The sequence below is a fragment of the Burkholderia seminalis DSM 23518 genome (assembly GCF_902832885.1).
In the GTDB taxonomy this organism is placed as follows: domain Bacteria; phylum Pseudomonadota; class Gammaproteobacteria; order Burkholderiales; family Burkholderiaceae; genus Burkholderia; species Burkholderia seminalis.
Genome location: NZ_CADFDK010000002.1, coordinates 342,632 through 363,908, shown reverse-complemented (window position 1 = coordinate 363,908; position 21,277 = coordinate 342,632). Strand labels below are relative to the sequence as shown.

The following is a 21,277-nucleotide window of genomic DNA, read 5'->3' as shown; positions in this document are numbered from 1 at the left end:
CCGATACACATGTCCGATTCCAGCCAGAATGCGGCACGGAGATGGGTTACAGTCGCCCCATGCGCCTCGATCCCGATACCTGCTACGACGCCCTGCTTGCGCGGAACCGCCGCTTCGACGGCTGGTTCTTCGTCGGCGTGGCGACGACCGGGGTGTACTGCCGCCCCGTCTGCCCGGTCAAGCCGCCGAAGGCGCGGAACTGCAGCTACTACCCGACCGCCGCCGCGGCCGAGAAAGCCGGGTTCCGGCCCTGCATGCGCTGCCGCCCCGAGCTCGCGCCCGGCCACGGGCTGCTCGACCTGTCCGGCAATCTCGCCGACGCGGCCGCGACGCTGATCGAGGACGGTTTCCTGAATGCGCACGGCGTCGACGCGCTCGCGCAGCGCGTCGGCGTGACCGAGCGGCATCTGCGACGGATCTTCGGCGCGCAGTTCGGCGTGTCGCCGGTCGAGTTCGCGCAGACGCACCGCCTGCTGATGGCCAAGCGGCTGCTGACCGACACCGCGCTGCCGCTGGCCGTCGTCGCGTCGACGGCCGGATTCGGCAGCGTGCGACGCTTCAACGACCTGTTCCGCCAACGCTACGGCCTCAACCCGCTGCGGCTGCGCAAGGGCGCCGGTGCCGCCGCCGGCGACATGACGTTCCCGCTGCCGTACCGGCCGCCGTTCGCGTGGGACGAGCTGATGCGTTTTCTCGCCCAGCGGCAGATCGACGGCGTCGAGCGGATCGATGCACGCGGTTATGCGCGCGCCGTCGCCATGCCGAACCGGAACGACGGCGGCCGCGTGACGGGCTGGCTGTCCGTCGCACACGTGCCGCAGCGCTTCGCGCTGGCCGTCACCGTGTCGCCCGCGCTGACGCCGGTCGTTCCGGCCGTGCTCGCGCGCGTGCGGCGGCTGTTCGATCTCGACAGCCGGCCCGACGTGATCGACGCGCATCTCGGCGATCTCGCGCGCGGCTCGCCGGGCCTGCGCGTGCCCGGCGCGTTCGACGGCCTCGAGATCGCGATCCGCGCGATCGCGGGCGAGCAGCTTGCGGCGGCGGATGCGTGTACGGGTACGCCCGTGCCGGCACGCCTCGCAGAACGTTTCGGCGCGTCGGTCGAAGGTGCGCCGCCGGGCCTCGCGCATGCGCTGCCGTGCGCCGCGACGCTGGCCGCCCTGCCGCCTGCGGCCCTCGAAACGATCGGCATCCCGCGCGAGACGGCGCGCGCCATCGTGTCGCTCGCGCGCGCGGTCGACGACGGCACACTCGCGCTCGAACCGATGGCGCCGCTCGACGCGACGCTCGCCGCGTTGCGCGCGATGCCCGGCTTCGACGAACGCGCGGTGCAGTACGTCGCGATGCGTGCGATGGCCTGGCCGAATGCGTTCCCCGCGGACGATACGTGGCTTCCCGCCCGCAACGAACGCGCGACCCTGCCATCATCCGCGCCGCATGCGGCGCGCTGGGCGCCGTGGCGCGCGTATGCCGCACTGCATGTGTGGCGCCTCCAAGGAGATGCAGCGCGATGACTCCCGCTCACCTGATTCCGAGCCCGCTGGGCGACATCGCCGTGCGCATCGAGGACGATGCGTTGACGGGCCTGTACTTCGTCGGCCAGAAATACTTTCCGCCGGTGACGATCGTGACCGAAGCGGACGCACACCCGATGTCGCCGATCGCGCGCAAGGTCGCGGAAGAAATCGCCGAATATTTCACCGGCACGCGCGACACGTTCTCGGTGCCGATCCACCTGCGCGGCACCGCGTTTCAGCGCCGCGTATGGAAGGAACTGCTCGCGATTCCGTTCGGCGAACTCGTGTCGTACGGCGACATCACCGAGCGCGTCGGGTTGCCGATGAGCGGCGCGCGCGCCGTCGGCGGCGCGGTCGGCCGCAATCCGGTATCGATCATCGTGCCGTGCCATCGCGTGGTCGGCGCGTCGGGCAGCCTGACCGGTTACGCGGGCGGCATCGATCGCAAGCGCGCGTTGCTGTCGCTCGAAGGCGCCGGGTTCTCGCGCGGCGCGTCCCATCCAGTGCAGCAGGCGCTCGCGTTCTGAGCGACGCTGCGCATCACGCGCTCAACGCCGGCCGGCGCGCTTCACGCTTCGCATACGCGCCGGGCGTCACGCCGAACTTCGCCTGGAACAGCGCGATGAACGACGACGTCGAGTCGTAACCCAGTTGCGCGGCCACCCTGCCGATCGGCTCGCCCGCGTCGAGCAGCGGCAATGACGCGAGCAGCCGCACGGCCTGCCGCCATTCGGTGAACGACAACCCCGTGTCCTGCCGGAACAGCCGCGACAACGTGCGCCGCGTCGCGCCGACCTGATGGCCCCATTCGTCGAGACTGCGCGTATCGCCCGGCGCGGCATGCAACGCACGCGCGATTTTCAGCAGACGCGGATCGCGCGGCAGCGGCACCGTCAGCGGCGCCGGCTGCATGCGCGCGATCCGGTCGGCGATCAGACACACGAGCGCGCCGTCCGGCCCCGTCTCGTCGTAGTTCACCGGCAACTCGCCCGTCGCGATCACCAGCTCGCGCAGCAGCGGCGTCATGCACAGGATCGTGCAGTCGCCGTTCACGTCGTCGCGCGCGATCGCTGCATCGAGATACAGGCTGTGGAACGCGACGCAATCGCGCGTCGATACCGCATGCGGCACGTGCGGCGGAATCCACATCGCATAGTGCGGCGGCAGCAGTTGCCGGCCCGACGGCGTCGACACCTCGAGCACGCCGCTCGTCGCATACATCAGCTGCGCCCACGGATGACAGTGCGCGTCGACGCTGACGTTGCCGGGAATGCCGAACGCGCGAACGTACAGCGGCCTCGGCAGCCGCGCCATCGGCGGCACCGCGTAAGGGTCAGCCGATTGTCCCGCCAGCAACATAAGACGTCCTCCGAAGGTCATTGCGCGAACGCATGCGATGCTACCGTGGCGGCTCTTCATTCACACGGCTTCCGTTCATGAGCGCTCACACCCGCACCACCCGCAAGACCGTCACCGCGATCCGTTCGACCAAGGGCATCGGCAGCCTCGTCTCGCTGACCGCGTATTCCGCGCCGATGGCGAAACTCGTCGACGACGTGGCCGACGTGATCATCGTCGGCGACTCCGTCGGCATGGTGCTGTACGGAATGCCCGATACGCTGCGCGTCACGCTCGACATGATGATTGCACACGGCGCCGCCGTCGTACGCGCCGCCGCGCAGGCGTGCGTCGTCGTCGACCTGCCGTTCTCGACGTTCCAGGAATCGCCCGCCCAGGCCTATCGTTCGGCCGCGCGCCTGCTCGCCGAAACCGGTGCGCAGGCCGTGAAGCTCGAAGGCGGCTGCGAGATGGCCGACACGATCCGCTTCCTGACCGATCGCGGCATCCCGGTGATGGCGCACGTCGGCCTCATGCCGCAGCAGGCCAACGCGACGGGCGGCTTCCGCGCGCAGGGGATGGACCCGCATTCGGCCGCGCACGTGTTCGACGCCGCGTGCGCGGCCGAGCGGGCCGGCGCGTTCAGCGTGGTGATCGAAGGCACCGCCGAAGCGCTCGCGCGCCACCTGACCGACACGCTGACGATCCCGACGATCGGCATCGGCGCGTCGCCCGCATGCGACGGCCAGGTGCTCGTGACCGAGGACATGGTCGGCGCGTTCGATGCGTACACACCGCGCTTCGTGAAGCGCTACGCCGACGCGAATGCGGTGATGCGCGACGCGATCCGGCAGTATGCGCACGACGTGCGGGAGCGCGTGTTTCCGGAGCCCGCGCATTGCTTCGGATACGGCAAGCCGCTGCAACTGCCGGAGGCGGCTGCGGTTGCGGCTACGGTTGCGTGATGCGGATCGAACGGTATGGTCAGGTCACGCGCGTTTGCGCGTCGCATGCGCGACCCGTGCGTTCGCTTCGAATTTCGCGCGATGCGTCGAGAAGAACGTTCGCACGTTGCGGACGTTCGATGCGCCGGTGAACAGCCGCCGCGCGAATTCGTCGTATTCGGCGACGTCGGCGAGATCGGCCACCACGACGAAATCTGGCCCGGGCGACACGCGGTAGCACTGCGTGACGGCCGGCTCCGCGCAGACGTAGGTTTCGAACGCGTCGTAGTCCTCGGCTGTCTGCCGGTCGAGACTGATCTCGATCAGTGCGGTGACGGCCGTACCGATCGCGACCGGGTCGAGCACCGCGACCTGCCGGCAGATCACGCCCGCCTCCGTCAGACGCCGTACGCGGCGCATGCAGGTCGGCGGCGACGACAGCGCCCGCTCGGCCAGTTGCAGGTTCGACACCGACGCATCCTCCTGCAGGATCGCGAGGATGCGCAGGTCGAGATCGTCGAGGGTGATGCCGGCCATCGGCGGCTCCTTCCGGTCAAGGGAGTGAAATTTAATTTCAATATGATAGATGATCTACGGTACGTTTCATTTTCATTTGATTTTTGAAATTTAATTCCATACAGCCCGCCCTACCATCGCTCTCACTGATCCAGACAGGACATTTACGGAGCGCGATATGTGTGGAATTGTCGGGGCGGTCGCCCAGCGGGACATCCTGCCGAACCTGGTCGACGGCCTGAAGCGGCTCGAATACCGCGGCTACGATTCGTGCGGCGTCGTGGTCTATCGCGACCGGACGCTCGCGCGGGCACGCAGCGTCGACCGCGTGGCCAACCTGCAGCGCGACATCGCCGCGCAGGCGCTGTCCGGTTACACGGGCATCGCGCATACGCGCTGGGCCACGCACGGCGCGCCCGTCACGCTCAACGCGCATCCGCACTTCTCGCCGAGCGACGCCAATGCGCGCATCGCGCTGTCGCATAACGGCATCATCGAGAACTGCGATCAACTGCGCGTGGAGTTGCAGGCGCACGGTTATGTGTTCGCGAGCCAGACCGACAGCGAGGCGATCGCGCACCTGATCGATCACCTGTACGACGGCGATCTGTTCGATGCGGTGCGGCGGGCGGTGGCGCGGCTGCGCGGCAGCTACGCGATCGCGGTGATGTGCCGCGACGAGCCGCACCGGATCGTCGGCGCGCGCGACGGGATGCCGCTCGTGGTCGGGGTCGGCGAAGGCGAGAATTTCCTGGCGTCCGATGCGATCGCGCTGTCGGGCATCACCGATCGCATCGCGTATCTGGAGAACGGCGACGTCGCCGACATTCAGCTGCATCGCTACTGGATCGTCGACGCGAACGGCCAGCGCGTCGAGCGCGCGGTGCAACGCGTCGCCGCGCATAGCGGCGCGGCCGATCTCGGGTCGTACCGCTACTACATGCAGAAGGAGATCTTCGAGCAGCCGCAGGCCGTGGCCGATACGCTGCTCGACGTGTCGTCGATCATGCCCGAGCTGTTCGGCGACGGCGCGTGGCGTGTGTTCAACGATGTCGACTCGGTGCTGCTGCTCGCGTGCGGCGGCAGTTATCACGCGGCGCTGACCGCGAAGTACTGGATCGAGAGCATCGCCAAGCTGCCGGCGAGCGTCGAGATCGCCAGCGAGTTTCGTTATCGCGACGGCGTGCCGAATCCGCGCACGCTGGTGGTCGCGGTGTCGCAGAGCGGCGAGACGGCCGACGTGCTCGGCGCGGTGCATGTCGCGAAGCAGAGCGGGATGATGCATACGCTCGCGATCTGCAACGTCTCGACGAGCGCGTTGATGCGCGAATGCGCGCTGCAGTTCGTGACGCGCGCGGGCATCGAGATCGGCGTGGCGTCGACGAAGGCGTTCACGACGCAGCTCGTTGCGTTGTTCCTGTTGACGTTGTCGCTGGCGCAGGTGCGCGGGCGGTTGAGCGACGACGAGGAGAAGACGCATCTGCGCGCGCTGCGGCACCTGCCCGATGCGATGTCGAAAGTGCTCGCACTGGAGCCGCAGATCATGGGGTGGTCGGAGTTGCTCGCACGACGCGACAACATGCTGTTTCTCGGGCGCGGGATGCATTACCCGATCGCGCTGGAAGGCGCGCTGAAGATGAAGGAAATTTCGTATATCCACGCGGAGGCTTATCCGGCCGGCGAGCTGAAGCACGGGCCGCTCGCGCTCGTCAGTAACGAGATGCCCGTGATCGCGGTCGCGCCGAACGACATGCTGCTCGAAAAGCTCCGGTCGAACATGCATGAGGTCAGCGCGCGGAACGGACGGCTGTTCGTGTTCGCGGATGTGGACTGCGGGCTGGTGCCGGGCGAGGGGATCGAGGTGATCCGGCTCAACGAGTACTACGGGCCGCTTTCGCCGATCCTGCATACGGTGCCGATGCAGCTGCTCGCGTATCACGCGGCGCTGGCGCGGGGGACGGATATTGATAAACCGAGGAATCTGGCGAAGTCGGTGACGGTGGAGTGAGGCCTGTTTTTTGCGCAATTTCGGCACGATGAAAAAAGCGTTCCGCGCCCCGTCCAGTTAGGTTTTTCGGAGAATTTGTCTCCCTCCACGAAACGCTCCGGCCTTCACCTCCTCGTCTTCGCTCTGGATCGCGTTATGGCCGCGCTACATATGAAGAATTCGGTGCGTGATTCGTTGAGCCACGTCAAGCCATCGGAGGGGCGTCGGCATAGAGTGGTTTCAGGGTTCGACCGCCTCCCGAGAACCGCGCTCATGGAGAACAAGATGGCAATCCCGCAAAAACTCGCCATTGCAATTGCGACGCTCGGCATGGTCAGTGCCGCTGCAATCGCTGGTACGCCGGCAGCCAGCGACAGTGCAGCACACGACGCCCATCATCCGAATAAAAGCAACCGCAAAAGCGCCGAGCAAGTCGAAACGCGACGCGGACGACCAAATGCAGGCCATGCGCGTCATGCACGAAAAGATGATGAACGCGAAGACGCCTGAAGAACGCGCCGCCCTGATGGACGAACAGATGAAAGTCATGCAAAACGGCATGAGCATGATGGAAATGATGGGGCCTCCCTCGTCCGGCATGCCGATGTCGTCGCGGCGGGGAAGCATGGAAATGCGCATGGACATGATGCAAATGATGATGCAGGCAATGATGGACCGTCAGGCTGCTCGGGAGCATCCGGCCGAGAAGTGACGGTACGAAATGGGAGACTGCCGTGGATGACAACTCGCATGGCGACCGGCCGTTCTGGAAATCGCGGTCAGCCGTTGCACTCATCGCGTTCACCGCAATAGCGCTGGTCCTCCTGCTTTCCGAACACCGCGCCCACTTCCTTGGGGCGCTGCCCTATCTGCTGTTGCTCTCGTGCCCGCTGATGCATCTGTTTATGCACCATGGACACGGGCACCACGGGACGAAATCGACCGACAGGCGTCCTGATTCAGGAGACGGTCATGACCAGCATCGGTGACGGTTACGGGCTATGGAGCCTCGTCGTTATCAATTCTCTTGTCTTCATCATCTTCGCGTTCAGCTTCTTCAAGCCGGCAACCAAGCGGGACTGGCGAACGTTCGGCGGGTTCTCTGCCTTCATCGTCGCGCTATTTGCGGAAATGTACGGATTTCCGCTCACCCTCTATTTGCTGTCGGGTTGGTTGCAGACGCGCTTTCCGCAAACGAATTTGCTGTCTCACGACGCAGGGCACCTCTGGTGGACCTTGACCGGCCGGCACGGCGACCCGCATGGCGGACTGCCGCATCTTCTCAGCTTCTTCCTGATACTGGGCGGCTTCTACTTGCTGTCCACAGCCTGGCACGTACTGTATGAAGCGCAACGCGACAAAGAGCTGGCCACCACCGGCCCCTACGCGAAAATCCGGCATCCTCAGTACGTCGGGTTCGTCGTCATCATGCTGGGCTTCCTGCTCCAATGGCCCACGCTCGTGACTTTGGCCATGTTCCCCATCCTGGTCTTCATGTACGTTCGACTCGCGATACAGGAGGAGCGCGATTCGGAGGCGAAGTTCGGCGCTGCGTGGCGTGAATATGCGGCACATACGCCGCGCTTTGTGCCGAACTTGTCTGGAAAACGCCCGGCTCACCCGTAGCTGGCACTGCCGCCCGGAATGAATGTTGCTCCCGCCCTATCGCTCAGGCGTCCTCCGACGATTCGGCAATGTAGTCTCACTGTACGCAACCGAGATACCGGCCAGCCTCACTGGAAGCGGAACGGATGAGCAAAGGAGCGTCAAATGAGCGGCCAACCCGGCGAAGACAAGCTTCCTCACCCACGGATTTCCGAGCACGTGTCATCGGGCAAACATCACGCTCGCGAGATGGACAAGCACGACCATCCCGCCGGGCACGAACACGACGCACATGCTCATCACCGTGAGGGCCAGGACGAGCGCGTTCGTTCCACCGATTCGCTTCGCGACCCTGTCTGTGGAATGACGGTGACCGATGAGTCACGCTTCCGCCGCGAACACAATGGCAAGTGGTACACGTTCTGCAGCCAGGCCTGCTTGACGAAATTCGAGGCTGCACCGTCCAGGTACGTTGAGCCTTCGACCATTGAGCAACCACAAGGAGTGCCCGGGGGCACCATCTACACGTGTCCGATGCACCCGGAAATTCGCCAGGACCATCCCGGGCAATGTCCGAAGTGCGGCATGACCCTGGAACCGATTCTGCCCAGCGACGACGAAGACGACAATCCGGAGCTGGCCGATTTCCAACGCCGATTCTGGTGGACGTTGCCACTGACCGTCGCAGTCTTCGTCCTGGCGATGTTCGGTCATCGCCTCAGATTGATGGACGTCGGCACCGGGAGCTGGATCGAGTTCGTCATCTCCACACCGGTCGTCCTGTGGGCAGGACTGCCGTTCTTCGAGCGGTGCGTGCGCTCATTCATGAACCGCAGCCCCAACATGTGGACGCTCATCGGGCTCGGGACAGGCGCGGCCTACATCTACAGCGTCATCGCCACCCTCTTCCCCGGCGTGTTTCCCGATACGTACAGTGCGCACGGCCGAGTCAGCGTATATTTCGAGGCGGCGGCAGTCATCATTTCGCTAACGCTTCTCGGGCAGCTGCTCGAACTGAAGGCCCGCTCGCAAACGTCCGCCGCCATCAAGGCACTCCTCGGGCTCGCGCCCAAGACTGCGCGGCGCGTCAACCCGGACGGCTCCGAAGAAGACATTCCGTTGCCCCATGTTCATGTCGGAGACATTCTTCGTGTGCGGCCGGGCGAGAAAGTCCCCGTCGACGGTGTGGTGACGGACGGCACGAGTTCGGTCGACGAGTCCATGATTACCGGCGAGCCCATTCCCGTCACGAAGCGTGTTGGCGACCACATCATCGGCGCAACGATGAACGCGACGGGCAGTCTCCTCATCCGCTCCGAGAAAGTCGGCGCCCAGACCGTCCTGTCGCAGATCGTGCAGATGGTCGCGCAGGCGCAGCGCTCCCGTGCCCCCATGCAACGTATGGCCGACAAGGTCGCCGGCGTATTTGTCGTCGGGGTCGTCAGCGTTGCGCTTCTGACGTTCTTCGTGTGGGGCATCCTTGGCCCCGAGCCCAGCTGGGTGTTCGGTCTCATCAATGCGGTGGCGGTGCTCATCATTGCGTGTCCGTGTGCGCTGGGCCTGGCGACGCCCATGTCCGTCATGGTCGCGAGCGGAAAAGGCGCCACAAACGGAATTCTCTTTCGCGATGCGGCTGCGATCGAAAATTTGCGCAAGGTCGACGTGCTCCTTGTCGACAAGACGGGGACGCTGACGGAAGGGCGTCCCGCGTTCGAGCAAGCCGTAGGCGCAAACGGATACACGACCGACGAAGTGCTTCGTCTGGCGGCAAGTCTCGATCAAGGCAGCGAGCATCCGCTTGCGGCAGCCATCGTTGCGGCAGCCCGTGAGAAGAAGCTGACTTTGGACCGCACGGAAAATTTTGAATCCGCAACGGGTATCGGCGTGAGAGGAATGGTCGCGGGCAGGAGACTTGCACTCGGCAACACCGCGCTGATGCAGACTGACGGCGTATCCGTCGAATCGCTGTCCAACAAGGCGGACAGCCTGCGTGCACAAGGCGCCAGCGTCATGTATCTGGCAGTCGACGGCAGTTTGGCCGGACTGCTGGCGGTCGCCGATCCGATAAAGCTGACCACGCCGGAGGCACTTTCGACATTGAGGGCGAACGGAATTCGAGTCGTGATGGCGACCGGTGACGGTGTGGTCACGGCCCAGGCGGTGGCCGAAAAGCTCGCCGTCGACGAATTCCATGGCGAGGTGAAACCTGCCGACAAGCTCGATCTGGTGACACGGCTTCAGCAAGCCCGGCATGTCGTCGCGATGGCTGGCGACGGTATAAACGACGCCCCCGCGCTTGCCAAGGCCGATGTCGGCGTAGCCATGGGAACAGGCACGGATGTGGCGATGAGCAGCGCTCAGGTGACGCTCGTCAAGGGCGACTTGCGCGGTATCGCGCGTGCTCGAAAGCTGTCCGAGGCAACCGTCGCAAACATGAAGCAGAATCTTGGCTTCGCGTTCGTTTACAACGCGCTCGGGGTTCCGTTGGCGGCCGGCGTTCTTTACCCGTTCACGGGGCTGCTACTCTCGCCGATGATTGCAGCGTTGGCGATGAGCCTGAGTTCGGCCTCGGTCATCTCGAACGCGCTGAGATTGCGTAACGCCAAAATTTGAGCAGCACCGAACCCTGCCGCAATTCGAGCCACCCGCCACGATTCGCTGATGAAGCGCGCGTCAAGGCACTGACGGGAGACGCGGTCCGGAGAAGTCACGCGCGCAGTTCCACTGGCGGCATACGTCATTCACACGATTGCAAAAGCGCGTGTTCGGATGTTGATGGTGGACACACGATCCGTATGACCTGCACCAACGGGCCGTTGTCCGGTTCATCCGAACGCGCCTCACCCCGCCCGCACGAAATGATGCTCCACCCTCGTGCGCAATACACCATCGAGCGCGGCAAGCCGTTCGCGCAGACGCACCGCCTGCCCTTCCGTCATTTCACCGAGAACGATTTTTTGCTCAAGCACGTCGCCACAGCGGGTGATGGCCCACCGGTCGACCGTCGCCGTTTCACCTTCGAGTACGGCGGCCGCGGTCGAGACGATGCCCGGATTCCGTTTCGATACGAGATGAACGGTATGCGTCAACGTGAAACCGGGAAGGAACTGCGACCAGTCTTCACAGAGGGTCGGGCGGGAAGCGGAGGAAACTTGGCTCATGGTTGCTCCGGATGAAAGGTTATCGAACCGGTGCCAGCCATGCTGCTCCCGTTTCGTTGCCGTCAATCGGCCGCATCGCCTCGAAGGCGTCCACCTTGCCCGGGAGGGCAGGTTGGCGTCGGATAATCCGACTCTGGATGCTTGATGTGTCACGTTCGGCATTTCGAACGTGGGTTCATTATACCGAAAACCTGCCGGCGGGCAAGAAGCCCCGGAAAACGGCGCTTCAGCCGGACCGCATCACCGATCCGGCCCTTGTCTGTCCACACGCCGGCATACCCTCGTCGCCGACACCCGCTACTTCGACAAAGCCAGCTTCTTCGACACCACGACGCCGCTCGACGGGCTCACGAGCCGGATGTCGTGGAGATCCACGTGCAACGTGGAGACCCTCGTCGTGATGTCCGTCGGCTCCTCGATACTCGGATCGGCATGTTCGGTTTGGTCGGTCAGGTAAGGCCGAACCAGGCGCCCGGAAAAAACGAGCGCGAAGTCGCCCTGCGTCCGGGCGTACTCGGCGGGCGAAAGCCGCATGCGGCTACGAACGGTGGTCTTTTTGCCTTCCCCGGCGTCGAGTTCGATGACGTCGACGTGCTGGACGTATCCCTTTGCCTTCGCTTCGGGCGCAATCACGAGCCCGCGCCCTCGTGGCCCCGTCGTGACCTTGCTGAGCAGGATGCCCGTCCGGTCGCCGCGCTCCGCGTCGAACAGGTCGACATCCAGCGTCAACAGGTGCCGCCGCGACCGGTACCTCACCCCGTACCGCACCGGCACCACGAACGTCACGTCACGATCCAGACCGACGGCCGCCAGGTCGGGATTCGATCCGCGCCGGTCGGCCGCACCGGGAACCAGGCCGCGAACCCGGTCGCGCAACGAAGGCGAGCGCGTGCCGACGTGCAGCTTCTGCAGCGCATCGCGGATGGCGGCCGGGTCGTCGCCGACAATCGGCCGGGCCGGCGACGCGTCGCGATTGACGGCCGACGCGATGCGCGTCGCGCCGTCGACAGTCTCCGTCTCTGCGTGCGCGGTGACCGTCGCCAGCATCGTCGCCAGGGCGACGATGCACGCCAGGTTCGAACGACCCCATTTGGATTTCCGGTGAAACACGACACACTCCTGATTGGCTTGCAGATCGATCAACGACGAGCACTACAGGGTGGAATGATCGGCAGCGCACCCCTCGGTGTTGACCGTCACCGAGGGCCGGCTCGCCCCATCATAGGTTCGTTGTCGGCGCGGCGGCAGGCCCACGGGCACACTACCGTGTTGCCCGGCCGACAACAACCAACGGGATGTGCGCTGCGGCGCCCGTCGGGCATCCACACACTCATGCCTGCCCGTCCTCCCGCCGATACTCCGCCGGCGCCTTCCCCACCAGCTTGCGAAAGTCGCGCGTGAAATGCGCCTGATCGAAATAGCCAAGCGCCTGCGCCAGTTCAGCCAGATCGACCGGCTGTCCGCCGGCCAGCCGGTCAGCCGCTTCGTGCAGGCGATATCGACAGATCACCCACTTCGGCGTCACCCCCACGTAGTCGGCAAAGAGCTGCTGCAGCGTGCGCTCGCTCAAGCCGGCGCGTTCGGCCAGATCGCGCACCTGCGTGATGCCGATGTCCTGCTGCAGCATCTGCAGCAAGCCGTGGATACGCTCCACCTGAGGATCGGGCGGCGGCAGCACGCGCAACAGCAACGACTCCGCGGCCGATACCATGCCCGCATCGTCCTGCGCACCGAGCACCGCCGCCTCGGCCTGCGCATCGCTGCAGTCGAGCAGCGTCGACACCGGCAGCACCTTGTCGGTCATCAGATGCACGGGCTTGCCGAAAAACGCCCGAAACGCGCCGGGCCGGAATCGCAGCCCGATGACGCGCCCCGTGTCGGCCAGCGTCGTCTCGAATGCGCCGGACACCACGCCGAAAATGCCCGTCTGCCGCCGGTCGAACACCAGGTTCACGCAGGGATACGGCAGCGTGCGCTGCACGTGGGGCGGCTGGTCGCGCAAATCCCATTCGACGATCCAGTGGTGATCGAGCACGCCGGCCAGTGCGGCGCACGGATAGTAGCGATTCAGGCGGAAGCGCTGCAGGGCGGCCCGAGGGCCGACCACGCCCTTGGGGCTATCGGTCACGCTGCGCAGGTCGGACATGGTGTGAACGGCGAGAGGGAATACCGTGATGATGCACCGCCACAGCGGATTTTTCCAAGACGATGCCGCGCGCGCCGGCCTACATTGGACGCCCGCTTCCCGACCACGCCATGGAGTCCGCGATGCCGCCAGACCGCCACCTGATCCTTTACCATTCGCCGCGCAGCCGGTCGGCCGGCGCCCGCATGCTGCTCGAGGAACTGAACGCCGACTATGAACTGCACGCGTTCGACCTGTCCGCCGGCCAGCATCACGAGCCCGCCTATCGGGCGATCAATCCGCTGGGCAAGGTGCCCGCCCTGCGCCACGGCGACGTGGTCGTCACCGAGCAGGCCGCCGTCTATCTCTATGCGGCGGAACTGTATCCGGAAGCCGGCCTGGCGCCGGCGACGGGCGATCCGCTGCGCGGCTCGTACCTGCGCTGGATGGTGTTCTACGGATCGTGCTTCGAGCCGGCCATCGTCGATCGATCGATGAACCGGCCGCCTGCTCCGTATTCGACGTCACCCTACGGCGACTTCGATACCGTCGTCGACACGATCGGCGCGCAACTGGCCAACGGGCCTTATCTGCTCGGCGAACGCTTCACCGCAGCGGACGTGCTGTGGGCGTCCGCGCTGAACTGGATCACGATGTTCAAACTGATGCCCGAGACGCCGGCGGTGCGCCACTATCTCGACCGCGTGCTCGCACGCCCCGCCATCCAGCGCGCGCAGGCGGCCGATGCGGCGCTGGCGGCGGAGCAGGACAAGGTGAAGGCGGCCGCCGCATCGGCCGGCTGACGCCGGGAACCCTCGCACGCGACGGAGCCGGACCCGCGCACCGTCGTGCGGCGTCGACTCCGCTCCCTCAAAACACCGTATGCAACCCGAGCCGAGCCACCGTCTGACTTGCCGAACTCGACGCACCGTTCGGATCGAGCACGCCATTCACCTGCGCATTCGCGCCGCTATTGGCGCGCTGGTAATCGGCCGACACGTACACCATGGTCCGCTTCGACAACAGGTACTGAAGCGCCACGCTGACCTGGTGCGCGTGGTTGTCGTTCACCGCTTCGTTGCCCTTCATGTACATGTACTTCGCGCCCAGGACGACGTCCGGCCGGATCCGCCACAGGCCGCCCGCTTCCGCCATCCACACACCGGCATCGTTGAACGCATTCCGCACGGTGGTCACCAGTGCCGTCGCCTTCACGACACCGAAGTCGTAGTGCATGCCGACGCCCCAGTTGCGCACGCTGGTCGACGGCACGCCCGGCGCCGGGCCATATTTCTCGTTCGTGTATGCCGCGCCCACGCCGAAAGCGCCCATCTCGTAGTTCACGCCGGCACTGACGGCGTTGTCCGCGCCGATCGAGCCGGCCACCCCGCCGAACGCATACATCACGCCGCCGGAAAAGCCCGAGACCGTCGGCGACGTGTACTTGACCGAATTCGCGATCGGCTTGCTGCCTGCCGTGCGGTCCCAGTCGAATGCGCCGGTCGGATTGCCCGGCAGCGCGAGACGCTGGAACGGCCCGTTCCTGAAACCGTACAGCCCCGAGATGTCCCGCCCGATCGCATTCCCCTTGTTGAAAAGCGCGTCGACCATGAAGTCGTATTGATTCCCCAGCGTGATGCTGCCGAACCGGTCGCTGTCGAGGCCGACGTATGCATTGCGCCCGAAGATCCCGGTCCCGACGATGCTGCCGTTCGCCATCGAGAACTGGTTCACGAGCGCGAACACGGCGCGATATCCGCCGCCGAGGTCTTCGGTGCCGCGCAAGCCGAACAGATTCGGCGCATAGATGCCGTCGTCGAACTTGACGTTCTTGCCGCCGCCCTCGTTGCTGACATACGAGATGCCGGCGTCGATCAGACCGAACATCGTCACACTGCTCTGCGCCCATGCGCCCTGCGCGACGGCAAGCACCGCGAATACGCCAAACCTGAGTTTCATGTTGTCTCCGTCTTTTTTATGGAAATACGAGCCCGTCACCGCGCCAGGCGGCGGGTGCTCGCTTGTTGCCTCGTGGAAAATCGCCCTGATTCGGGCTTCTACATCACCATCAAAATCATGATTAGTTTTACTGATTGATTATCGTGAAATTCTTTACGTGAACCGGTGTCGCACCCTAGCCGATCAGGATCCGTGATTCACGGCTCTCGAGAAATGACCCACGCCGAGGAATCCACGTCAACGGCCACGGCTTCCAGTCCGGCCCCCGTGCACGGCCCGTCGATGCACACGCCGTCGTCGAAGCGGAACAGCGCGCTGTGATGTGCGCACATCAGCACCTGCGACCGATAGCAGGAGACATTGCCCGGCACGTAATCGAGCGGGACGGAAAAGTGCGGGCATCGATTCACGTACGCCCATACCTGCTCGCCACGCCGCACGACGATGACGGGACGCCCGATGCACGCTTCGTCGACGACGCGCGCGCCGCCGTCGGGCACCTCGGAAACGCGGCAGAGTCGTCTCGCTTCCATCGCTCACACCCGCTGCTCGGGGTTGCCGAGGCTCCAGTCCCACGGGCGCACTTCCACGTGCGAGAACAACCCCTCCTTCACATACGGGTCGTTACCAACGAACCGCATCACCGCATGAATGTCGTCCGCCTCGACGACGAGCAGCGTACCGTTCATCGCGTCGCCCTGCGGGTCGAGCGTCGGGCCGCCGAGCCGCACGACCACGCCGTGCTCGGCAGCCGCACGCAGATAGGTCCGATGAATCGGCCGCACACGATCGCGCACGTCGCGCATGCCGGGCTGGTCCGTCGCCAATACCGCGAAAAATCGAGCCATGACGATCAGCTCCGGTCGATGGAGTCATTCATCAGTCTTTCTCCATTGGCGCATCACGCCGCTCAACGCGGCGCACGGCCTTCCCATGCGTCCTGAAGCAGCGCGCGAATCGCCGCGCGCTCGATCGGCCGCGGATTCGCATACGGGTTCTTGCATGCGAGATCGGCCGCCTCGTCGAGCCCTTCCCGCGGCATCCCGATCGCGGCGAGCGCCGGCGCGATGCCGAGCTGCTCGTTCAGCTCGAACAGCAACGGGCCGGCGTCGGCCGCGTCGTTCCCGCCCAGCGCCCGCGCGACGCGACGCAACGCATCCGGCGCCGCCGCGTGGTTGTAATGCGCGGTATGCGGCAACATCGACGCGTGCGTCTGTGCGTGCGGCAGGTTGAACGTGCCGCCGAGGGTGTGACAGAGCTTGTGGTGCAACGCCATGCCGACCGCACCGAGGCAGGTCCCGGCGAGCCACGCGCCATACAGCGCGCGGCTGCGCATCGGCCGGTCCGCCGGATCGCGCACCACGCCAGGCAGCGCTTCGCCGAGCGCGCGAATCGCTTCTTCGGCCATCAGGCTGATCACGGGGTTCGCATCTTCCGCATAGAGCGCCTCGACCGCATGCGCGATCGCATTGACGCCCGACGCCGCCGAAATGCCCGGCGGCAGCGACACCGTCAGCGACGGGTCGTACAGCACGGTACGCGGCAGCACGCGCACATCGCGCCCGGTGCGCTTCAAGCGGCCTTCCGTGAGCCCGTAGATCGGCGTCATCTCCGAGCCGGCATACGTCGTCGGCACGGCCAGGATCGGCAGCGGCGATTCGAGCGCGATGGCCTTGCCCAGCCCGATCGTCGACCCGCCGCCGATCGCGATGCAGCAGTCCGCGCCCCGTTCGGCGGCCATTTCGCGGGCCGCGCGCGCGACGTCGACCGGCACGTGCATGACGGCCTGCGCGCACACGCCGGCCGCGCGCTCGCCCAGTATGTCCGTCACCCGGTCGGCGAGAGGCCGCTGTTCCGGTGTGGACAGGATGAGCGCGCGGCGGGCGCCGAGCGTCGCCAGCTCGTCCGGCAGCCTGTCGAGCGCACCCCATTCGAATACCACGCGGGAGGGCGTGCCCTGATAGACGAAGCGCTCCATGCGAACCTCAGCGCTTGAAGTGCGGCGGCACGTTGCCGTCGACGTTGACCCACACCGATCGCGCTTCCGTGTAGTCGTGCATGGCCTCGAAACCCATCTCGCGGCCGTAGCCCGACTTGCCGACGCCACCGAACGGGCTGCCCGGATTGACGCGCTTGTAGCAGTTGATCCAGCACATGCCGGCGTTGATCCGCGACGCCATCTTGTGGGCACGCGAGAGATTCTGGGTCCAGAGGCCGCTGCCGAGCCCGTATTCCGTCGCGTTGGCAATGGCGAGCGCCTCTTCGTCGCTGCCGAAGCGCAACACGGTGACGAACGGGCCGAACACTTCCTCCTGCGCGACACGGTCGTTGGCGCGCTTCGCCTCGATGACCGTCGGGCGCACGTAGTAGCCGTTGGCGAGCGCCGGATCCTGCGGCGCGCTGCCGCCGGTGAGCACGCGGCCGCCCTGCTCGCGCGCGACGTCGACATACGACAGCACGCGCTCGAGGTGCTGCTTCGACGTGAGCGGCCCCATTTCGGTATTCGCATCCAGCGGATTGCCGATGCGGATCGACGACGCGAGCGCGACGAAGCGCTCGAGGAACGCATCCGCGATCCGTTCGTGCAGCACGAGACGCGAGCCCGCGATACACGCCTGCCCCTGGTTGTGAAAGATCGCCCACGCAGCGCCGTTGATCGCCGCATCGAGGTTCGCATCGTCGAACACGATGTTGGCGCCCTTGCCGCCCAGCTCCAGCTGCACGCGCTTCAGGTTGCCCTGCGACGCTTCGACGATCCGCCGGCCGGTCGCGGTCGACCCCGTGAACGCGATCTTGCCGACGCCCGGATGTTCGGCGAGCCGCTGGCCTGCCGTATGACCGTAACCGGGCACGATATTGACGACGCCGGCGGGAAACCCGACTTCCGCCATCAGCTCGACGATGCGCAGCGTCGACAGCGGCGTGATTTCCGACGGCTTGAGCACCACCGTGTTGCCGGCCGCCAGCGCCGGGCCCATCTTCCAGCTCGTGAACATCAGCGGAAAATTCCACGGCACGATCTGGCCGACGACGCCGATCGGCGCGCGCTGCACGTAGTTCAGGAAACCGGTCTCGACCGGAATCACCGAGCCTTGCAGCTTGTCGGCCATGCCGCCGAAATAACGAAAGCACGCGGCCGTGCGCGGCACGTCGAGCGAACGCGAATCGCGAATCGGGTGGCCGGTATCCAGCGATTCGAGCCGCGCCAGTTCGTCCGCGTTGGCTTCGATCGCATCGGCCAGGCGCAGCAGCAGACGGCCGCGTTCGGCCGCCGGCATCGCCGACCATGTCGGAAAGGCGCGCGTCGCGGCTTCGACGGCCAGGTCGACGTCCGCCGCGGTGGCCGCCGCGATCTTCGCGATGACGGCACCGTCGTGCGGGTTCAGCACGTCGATCGTGCCGCGCTCGACGGCGTCGACGAAACGCCCGTCGATGAAGAGTTGGGTTTGCATGAATCGTCCTCGGTGTAGGGCTGAAGCGGAAGCCGTCGCTGGCGCGCGGCTCAGAACGCGATCGGGTATGGCGCAAGCTCGCCGCTCTCGTAGCGCTGCGGCAGGTCCGGCGTCGCGTTTTCCCAGACCAGCAGCATCGACCGCTTCGTCGAATAGCCCTGGTGGCGGATGTCGGCCGGCATCGCGCAGATGTCGCCCGCGCGCATCGTGATGCGCGCACGCGGCGCGCCGGTGTTCTTGTCGCCGATGTCCCACACGATTTCGTCGGACAGTTGCAGGAACCATTCGACGCGATCGTTGCCGTGGAACACCGGCAGGATGAATTCCTCGGTGGTCGGGCAGAACAGGCTGCGCCCGCACACCGACGTCACCGACGGATTCCACGTCACGTCCGAGCGCGACAGGTACTTGAACAGGTTGAACGCGTGCAGCTCGCCTTCGAAGCCCGGCTCGACGTGCACGTCCGGCTCGTCCTGCGCGACGTCGAGAAACGCGCGGTTGACCGGCAGTGCGTCGCGCAGCGGCGAATCGCCTTCGAGACCCGGCATGCGGCGCGTCGCGATACGCGTGCGCTCGATCGCCGAGCCGTTGTCGCCGTGCTTGCGCCCGAACGCGGTCCCCGTTTCCTCGGGCGCCGCGAACGGATCGAAGCCTTCGTTCGTCCAGTCGTGCAGCATCGCCTTGAAGGTCGCCATGATCGTCGGCGTGTCGAAGGTCTCGGTGTAGTCGACACCGGCATCCTTCAGGATGCCGTTGAAAGTGCCCGCATACATGTCGACCTTGCCGTAGTGATTGCGCGTGCCGAACACGTGGTCGAAGTTCACCCAGCCGTAGAAGAAGCCCCAGGCGACGTCACGCATCATCGCGCGCAGGAACGCATCCGCCGGCATCGCATGCGTGCGCGTCTGGCCTTTCGCGGGCCAGCTGATCTTCACGAAGTATTCGTCGCGCTGGAATTCGAATTCGCCGAGCTGGAAGCGGCGGTAGCCGGTCACGGCATCGGCGTCGGTCGATCGCACCAGATCGGCGGCAAAGCCCGTGGACGGATCGAGGGTGTCGAGGGTGGCCATAACGTGTCTCCTGGAATAGTCGAATGAGGTCGGAAGGTCAGTGCAGGCAGATCTCGGCCCACTTCTCGACGGACAGTTCGCCGAGGACGGTCTGCACGAGCGCGACGCCCGGCCGGCTCGCGGTGAAGCGATACGCGCAGCCGGCCGGCAGCAGCGCCTGATGGCCCTGGCGCAACACGACGTACCCCATGTTCCGGCCGGCCGGCTGCGGGCCGGCGCTCACGGTGCCGCGGCCCGATCTCGGCGGGTGGTCGAGCTTGATGAAATCGATCCGGACTTCGCCGTCCATCTGGATCGTGAACTCGTCGTGCGCACAGGCGAACCACGGCGACTGGCCGTCGGTCCTCAACACTTCGATCACGTATTCGAGATTCTTGCCGGCGACGACCTTTTCATAAGGGGCCGACTTCGATGCCACCTCGAAGACGTTCGAGAAGGCGTAGTGCTGCGCGCTGCCGCTGGTGATTTCGATCTCGCCCTTCCGGTAACCGTCGAGCGAGCCGAAGACGGTGTGGAATGCCGTGCTGGTCATTGCTGTCTCCTGAGTTGAACCGCTTGTTGGATTCCACTCTAGGGGCAACGCACTGCAGCAACAAGGCAACGGACGGCGATTACGGCATTTGCGTTTCGCGAATAATCCGCGCGGCTCAACGCACCCAGCCGCGCGCCAGCAGCGGGAGATCCCACGGCGATTCGTCGCCGATGTATTCGGCGAGGAATTCGACCAGCGCCTTGACCTTCAGCGCCTGTCGCTGCGTTGCGGGATAAACGGCGGCGAAGCTCAGCGGCGCGAGCTGGTAGTCGGTGAGGATCGGTACCAGGCGGCCCGCGACGAGCGCGTCGCTCGCCACGAGCGTCGGCAAACAGACGACCCCGCCGCCGGTCAGCGCGTATTCGCGCAGCAGGTGGACGGAGTTCGAGCGGATCATGCCCGGCAGCTCCATTTCGACGACCTCGTCGCCGCGCGTCATGGTCCAGCGGTTACGTGACGGATAGCCCGAATACAGCGCCGTCGTGTGCTGCAGCAATTCGCGCGGATGTTGTGGCGCACCATGCGCGTCGACGTAGGCGGGTGCCGCGCAAAAGAGACGCCGGACCGTGAACAGCCGTCGCTCGATCAGCGATTCGGAAATCGGCGGGAAGATCTGGAACGCGATGTCGAACCCTTCTTCGACAGGGTCGACCACACGGTCGTTGACGATGATGTCGAGCTGGATGCCCGGGTAGCGCTGATTGAAGGCCGCCAGCGGCGCGCCGAAGTGATCGAGCGCGAAGCCGGGCAGCATCTGGATACGCAGCCGCCCGGTCGGCGTCGCGCGAAGCTCGCGCATCTGGTCCGTCAGCTCGTTGACGCGCCCGACCACCTCCGCGCACTCGCGATAGAACGTCTCGCCCACGTCCGACAGGCGCACGTGGCGCGTGCTGCGATGGAACAACGGCGCGTTGACGAACTTCTCGAGCTGCTGGATGCGATTCGTCACGACCGAACTCGTCACACCCAGCTGCCGCGCGGCCTCCGCGAAGCTGCTCGCCTCGGCCACTCTCACGAATGCCTCGATGCTCAGGAACCGGTCCATACCGCGCCCTTTTTCGACAGCGAAAC

The 21,277-nt window shown here is 65.6% G+C and carries 23 protein-coding genes and 1 riboswitch; of the genes, 10 read left to right on the top strand and 13 right to left on the bottom strand.

What is annotated here, in order from left to right; all coding sequences use genetic code 11:
• Positions 1-41 precede the first annotated feature (41 nt).
• Both HWX00_RS08080 and HWX00_RS08075 read left to right on the top strand, forming a co-directional pair.
• A complete protein-coding gene (locus HWX00_RS08080; protein WP_175027088.1) occupies positions 42-1,514 on the top strand; it encodes a DNA-3-methyladenine glycosylase 2 family protein in 1,473 nt (490 codons plus the stop codon).
• Positions 1,511-2,044 (top strand): methylated-DNA--[protein]-cysteine S-methyltransferase, encoded by a 534-nt coding sequence (locus HWX00_RS08075; protein WP_049028613.1) that lies wholly within the window; start codon positions 1,511-1,513, stop codon positions 2,042-2,044. The genes HWX00_RS08080 and HWX00_RS08075 overlap by 4 nt, the downstream gene beginning before the upstream one ends.
• A 13-nt stretch (positions 2,045-2,057) precedes the next feature.
• Here the strand turns inward: HWX00_RS08075 and HWX00_RS08070 are convergent, their stop codons facing one another.
• The gene (locus tag HWX00_RS08070) at positions 2,058-2,876 is read right to left on the bottom strand and encodes an AraC family transcriptional regulator (RefSeq protein ID WP_175027087.1); all 819 of its coding nucleotides are present in this window, start codon (positions 2,874-2,876) and stop codon (positions 2,058-2,060) included.
• 77 nt (positions 2,877-2,953) lie between these two features.
• Between HWX00_RS08070 and panB the strand changes: the two genes are divergently transcribed.
• Positions 2,954-3,820, top strand: a complete 867-nt coding sequence (gene panB / locus HWX00_RS08065; protein ID WP_175027086.1) for a 3-methyl-2-oxobutanoate hydroxymethyltransferase — start codon at positions 2,954-2,956, stop codon at positions 3,818-3,820.
• Positions 3,821-3,844: 24 nt separating this feature from the next.
• Here the strand turns inward: panB and HWX00_RS08060 are convergent, their stop codons facing one another.
• Positions 3,845-4,336 carry an Lrp/AsnC family transcriptional regulator gene (locus tag HWX00_RS08060; protein WP_175027085.1) on the bottom strand — a complete coding sequence of 164 codons (492 nt, stop codon included), beginning with the start codon at positions 4,334-4,336 and terminating at the stop codon, positions 3,845-3,847.
• Between the two features lie 157 nt (positions 4,337-4,493).
• Here HWX00_RS08060 and glmS point away from each other — a divergent pair, with 157 nt between their 5' ends.
• The 6 genes from glmS (at position 4,494) to HWX00_RS08035 (ending at position 10,520) form a co-directional block, all read left to right on the top strand.
• On the top strand, positions 4,494-6,323 hold the full coding sequence (gene glmS / locus HWX00_RS08055) for a glutamine--fructose-6-phosphate transaminase (isomerizing) (protein WP_175027084.1): 1,830 nt from the start codon (positions 4,494-4,496) through the stop codon (positions 6,321-6,323).
• Between the two features lie 252 nt (positions 6,324-6,575).
• Positions 6,576-6,812, top strand: coding sequence for a hypothetical protein (locus HWX00_RS37275; RefSeq protein ID WP_319001513.1), 237 nt, complete (start codon positions 6,576-6,578; stop codon positions 6,810-6,812).
• A complete protein-coding gene (locus HWX00_RS37270; protein WP_404823768.1) occupies positions 6,793-7,014 on the top strand; it encodes a hypothetical protein in 222 nt (73 codons plus the stop codon). The genes HWX00_RS37275 and HWX00_RS37270 overlap by 20 nt, the downstream gene beginning before the upstream one ends.
• 22 nt (positions 7,015-7,036) lie before the next feature.
• Positions 7,037-7,291 carry a DUF2933 domain-containing protein gene (locus HWX00_RS08045; protein ID WP_080287846.1) on the top strand — a complete coding sequence of 85 codons (255 nt, stop codon included), beginning with the start codon at positions 7,037-7,039 and terminating at the stop codon, positions 7,289-7,291.
• A complete protein-coding gene (locus HWX00_RS08040; RefSeq protein WP_034188459.1) occupies positions 7,275-7,928 on the top strand; it encodes a methyltransferase family protein in 654 nt (217 codons plus the stop codon). Before HWX00_RS08045 ends, HWX00_RS08040 begins: the two co-directional genes overlap by 17 nt.
• A gap of 228 nt (positions 7,929-8,156) precedes the next feature.
• Positions 8,157-10,520, top strand: coding sequence for a heavy metal translocating P-type ATPase (locus HWX00_RS08035; protein WP_175027113.1), 2,364 nt, complete (start codon positions 8,157-8,159; stop codon positions 10,518-10,520).
• A gap of 227 nt (positions 10,521-10,747) precedes the next feature.
• On the opposite strand, the gene HWX00_RS08030 is transcribed toward HWX00_RS08035, so the two are convergent.
• From HWX00_RS08030 to HWX00_RS08020, 3 genes are all read right to left on the bottom strand, one after another.
• A complete protein-coding gene (locus HWX00_RS08030) occupies positions 10,748-11,068 on the bottom strand; it encodes a hypothetical protein (protein WP_154233749.1) in 321 nt (106 codons plus the stop codon).
• A gap of 42 nt (positions 11,069-11,110) precedes the next feature.
• Positions 11,111-11,214, bottom strand: a riboswitch (SAM-I-IV-variant riboswitch).
• Between the two features lie 151 nt (positions 11,215-11,365).
• On the bottom strand, positions 11,366-12,178 hold the full coding sequence (locus tag HWX00_RS08025; RefSeq protein WP_175027112.1) for a hypothetical protein: 813 nt from the start codon (positions 12,176-12,178) through the stop codon (positions 11,366-11,368).
• Positions 12,179-12,398: 220 nt separating this feature from the next.
• Positions 12,399-13,214 (bottom strand): AraC family transcriptional regulator, encoded by an 816-nt coding sequence (locus tag HWX00_RS08020; protein ID WP_124670123.1) that lies wholly within the window; start codon positions 13,212-13,214, stop codon positions 12,399-12,401.
• Between the two features lie 122 nt (positions 13,215-13,336).
• On the opposite strand from HWX00_RS08020, the gene HWX00_RS08015 reads away from it, so the two are divergent.
• Positions 13,337-13,996, top strand: a complete 660-nt coding sequence (locus HWX00_RS08015) for a glutathione S-transferase family protein (protein ID WP_175027083.1) — start codon at positions 13,337-13,339, stop codon at positions 13,994-13,996.
• A 67-nt stretch (positions 13,997-14,063) separates the two neighbouring features.
• Here HWX00_RS08015 and HWX00_RS08010 read toward each other — a convergent pair whose 3' ends face one another.
• The 8 genes from HWX00_RS08010 to HWX00_RS07975 all read right to left on the bottom strand — a co-directional run bounded on the left by HWX00_RS08010 (position 14,064) and on the right by HWX00_RS07975 (position 21,251).
• The gene (locus tag HWX00_RS08010) at positions 14,064-15,152 is read right to left on the bottom strand and encodes a porin (RefSeq protein WP_175027082.1); all 1,089 of its coding nucleotides are present in this window, start codon (positions 15,150-15,152) and stop codon (positions 14,064-14,066) included.
• Between the two features lie 197 nt (positions 15,153-15,349).
• Positions 15,350-15,685 carry a Rieske (2Fe-2S) protein gene (locus tag HWX00_RS08005; RefSeq protein WP_049034746.1) on the bottom strand — a complete coding sequence of 112 codons (336 nt, stop codon included), beginning with the start codon at positions 15,683-15,685 and terminating at the stop codon, positions 15,350-15,352.
• 3 nt (positions 15,686-15,688) lie between these two features.
• Positions 15,689-16,000 carry a YciI family protein gene (locus HWX00_RS08000; protein ID WP_034188464.1) on the bottom strand — a complete coding sequence of 104 codons (312 nt, stop codon included), beginning with the start codon at positions 15,998-16,000 and terminating at the stop codon, positions 15,689-15,691.
• A 62-nt stretch (positions 16,001-16,062) separates the two neighbouring features.
• Entirely contained in the window at positions 16,063-17,130 is a 1,068-nt protein-coding gene (locus HWX00_RS07995; protein ID WP_175027081.1) for a maleylacetate reductase, read from the bottom strand.
• 7 nt (positions 17,131-17,137) lie between these two features.
• A complete protein-coding gene (locus HWX00_RS07990; RefSeq protein ID WP_034188466.1) occupies positions 17,138-18,604 on the bottom strand; it encodes an aldehyde dehydrogenase family protein in 1,467 nt (488 codons plus the stop codon).
• A 50-nt stretch (positions 18,605-18,654) separates the two neighbouring features.
• The gene (locus HWX00_RS07985) at positions 18,655-19,674 is read right to left on the bottom strand and encodes a hydroxyquinol 1,2-dioxygenase (protein ID WP_175027080.1); all 1,020 of its coding nucleotides are present in this window, start codon (positions 19,672-19,674) and stop codon (positions 18,655-18,657) included.
• Between the two features lie 37 nt (positions 19,675-19,711).
• A complete protein-coding gene (locus HWX00_RS07980; RefSeq protein ID WP_034188468.1) occupies positions 19,712-20,206 on the bottom strand; it encodes a cupin domain-containing protein in 495 nt (164 codons plus the stop codon).
• A gap of 115 nt (positions 20,207-20,321) precedes the next feature.
• On the bottom strand, positions 20,322-21,251 hold the full coding sequence (locus HWX00_RS07975; RefSeq protein WP_034188469.1) for a LysR family transcriptional regulator: 930 nt from the start codon (positions 21,249-21,251) through the stop codon (positions 20,322-20,324).
• Positions 21,252-21,277: the final 26 nt, after the last annotated feature.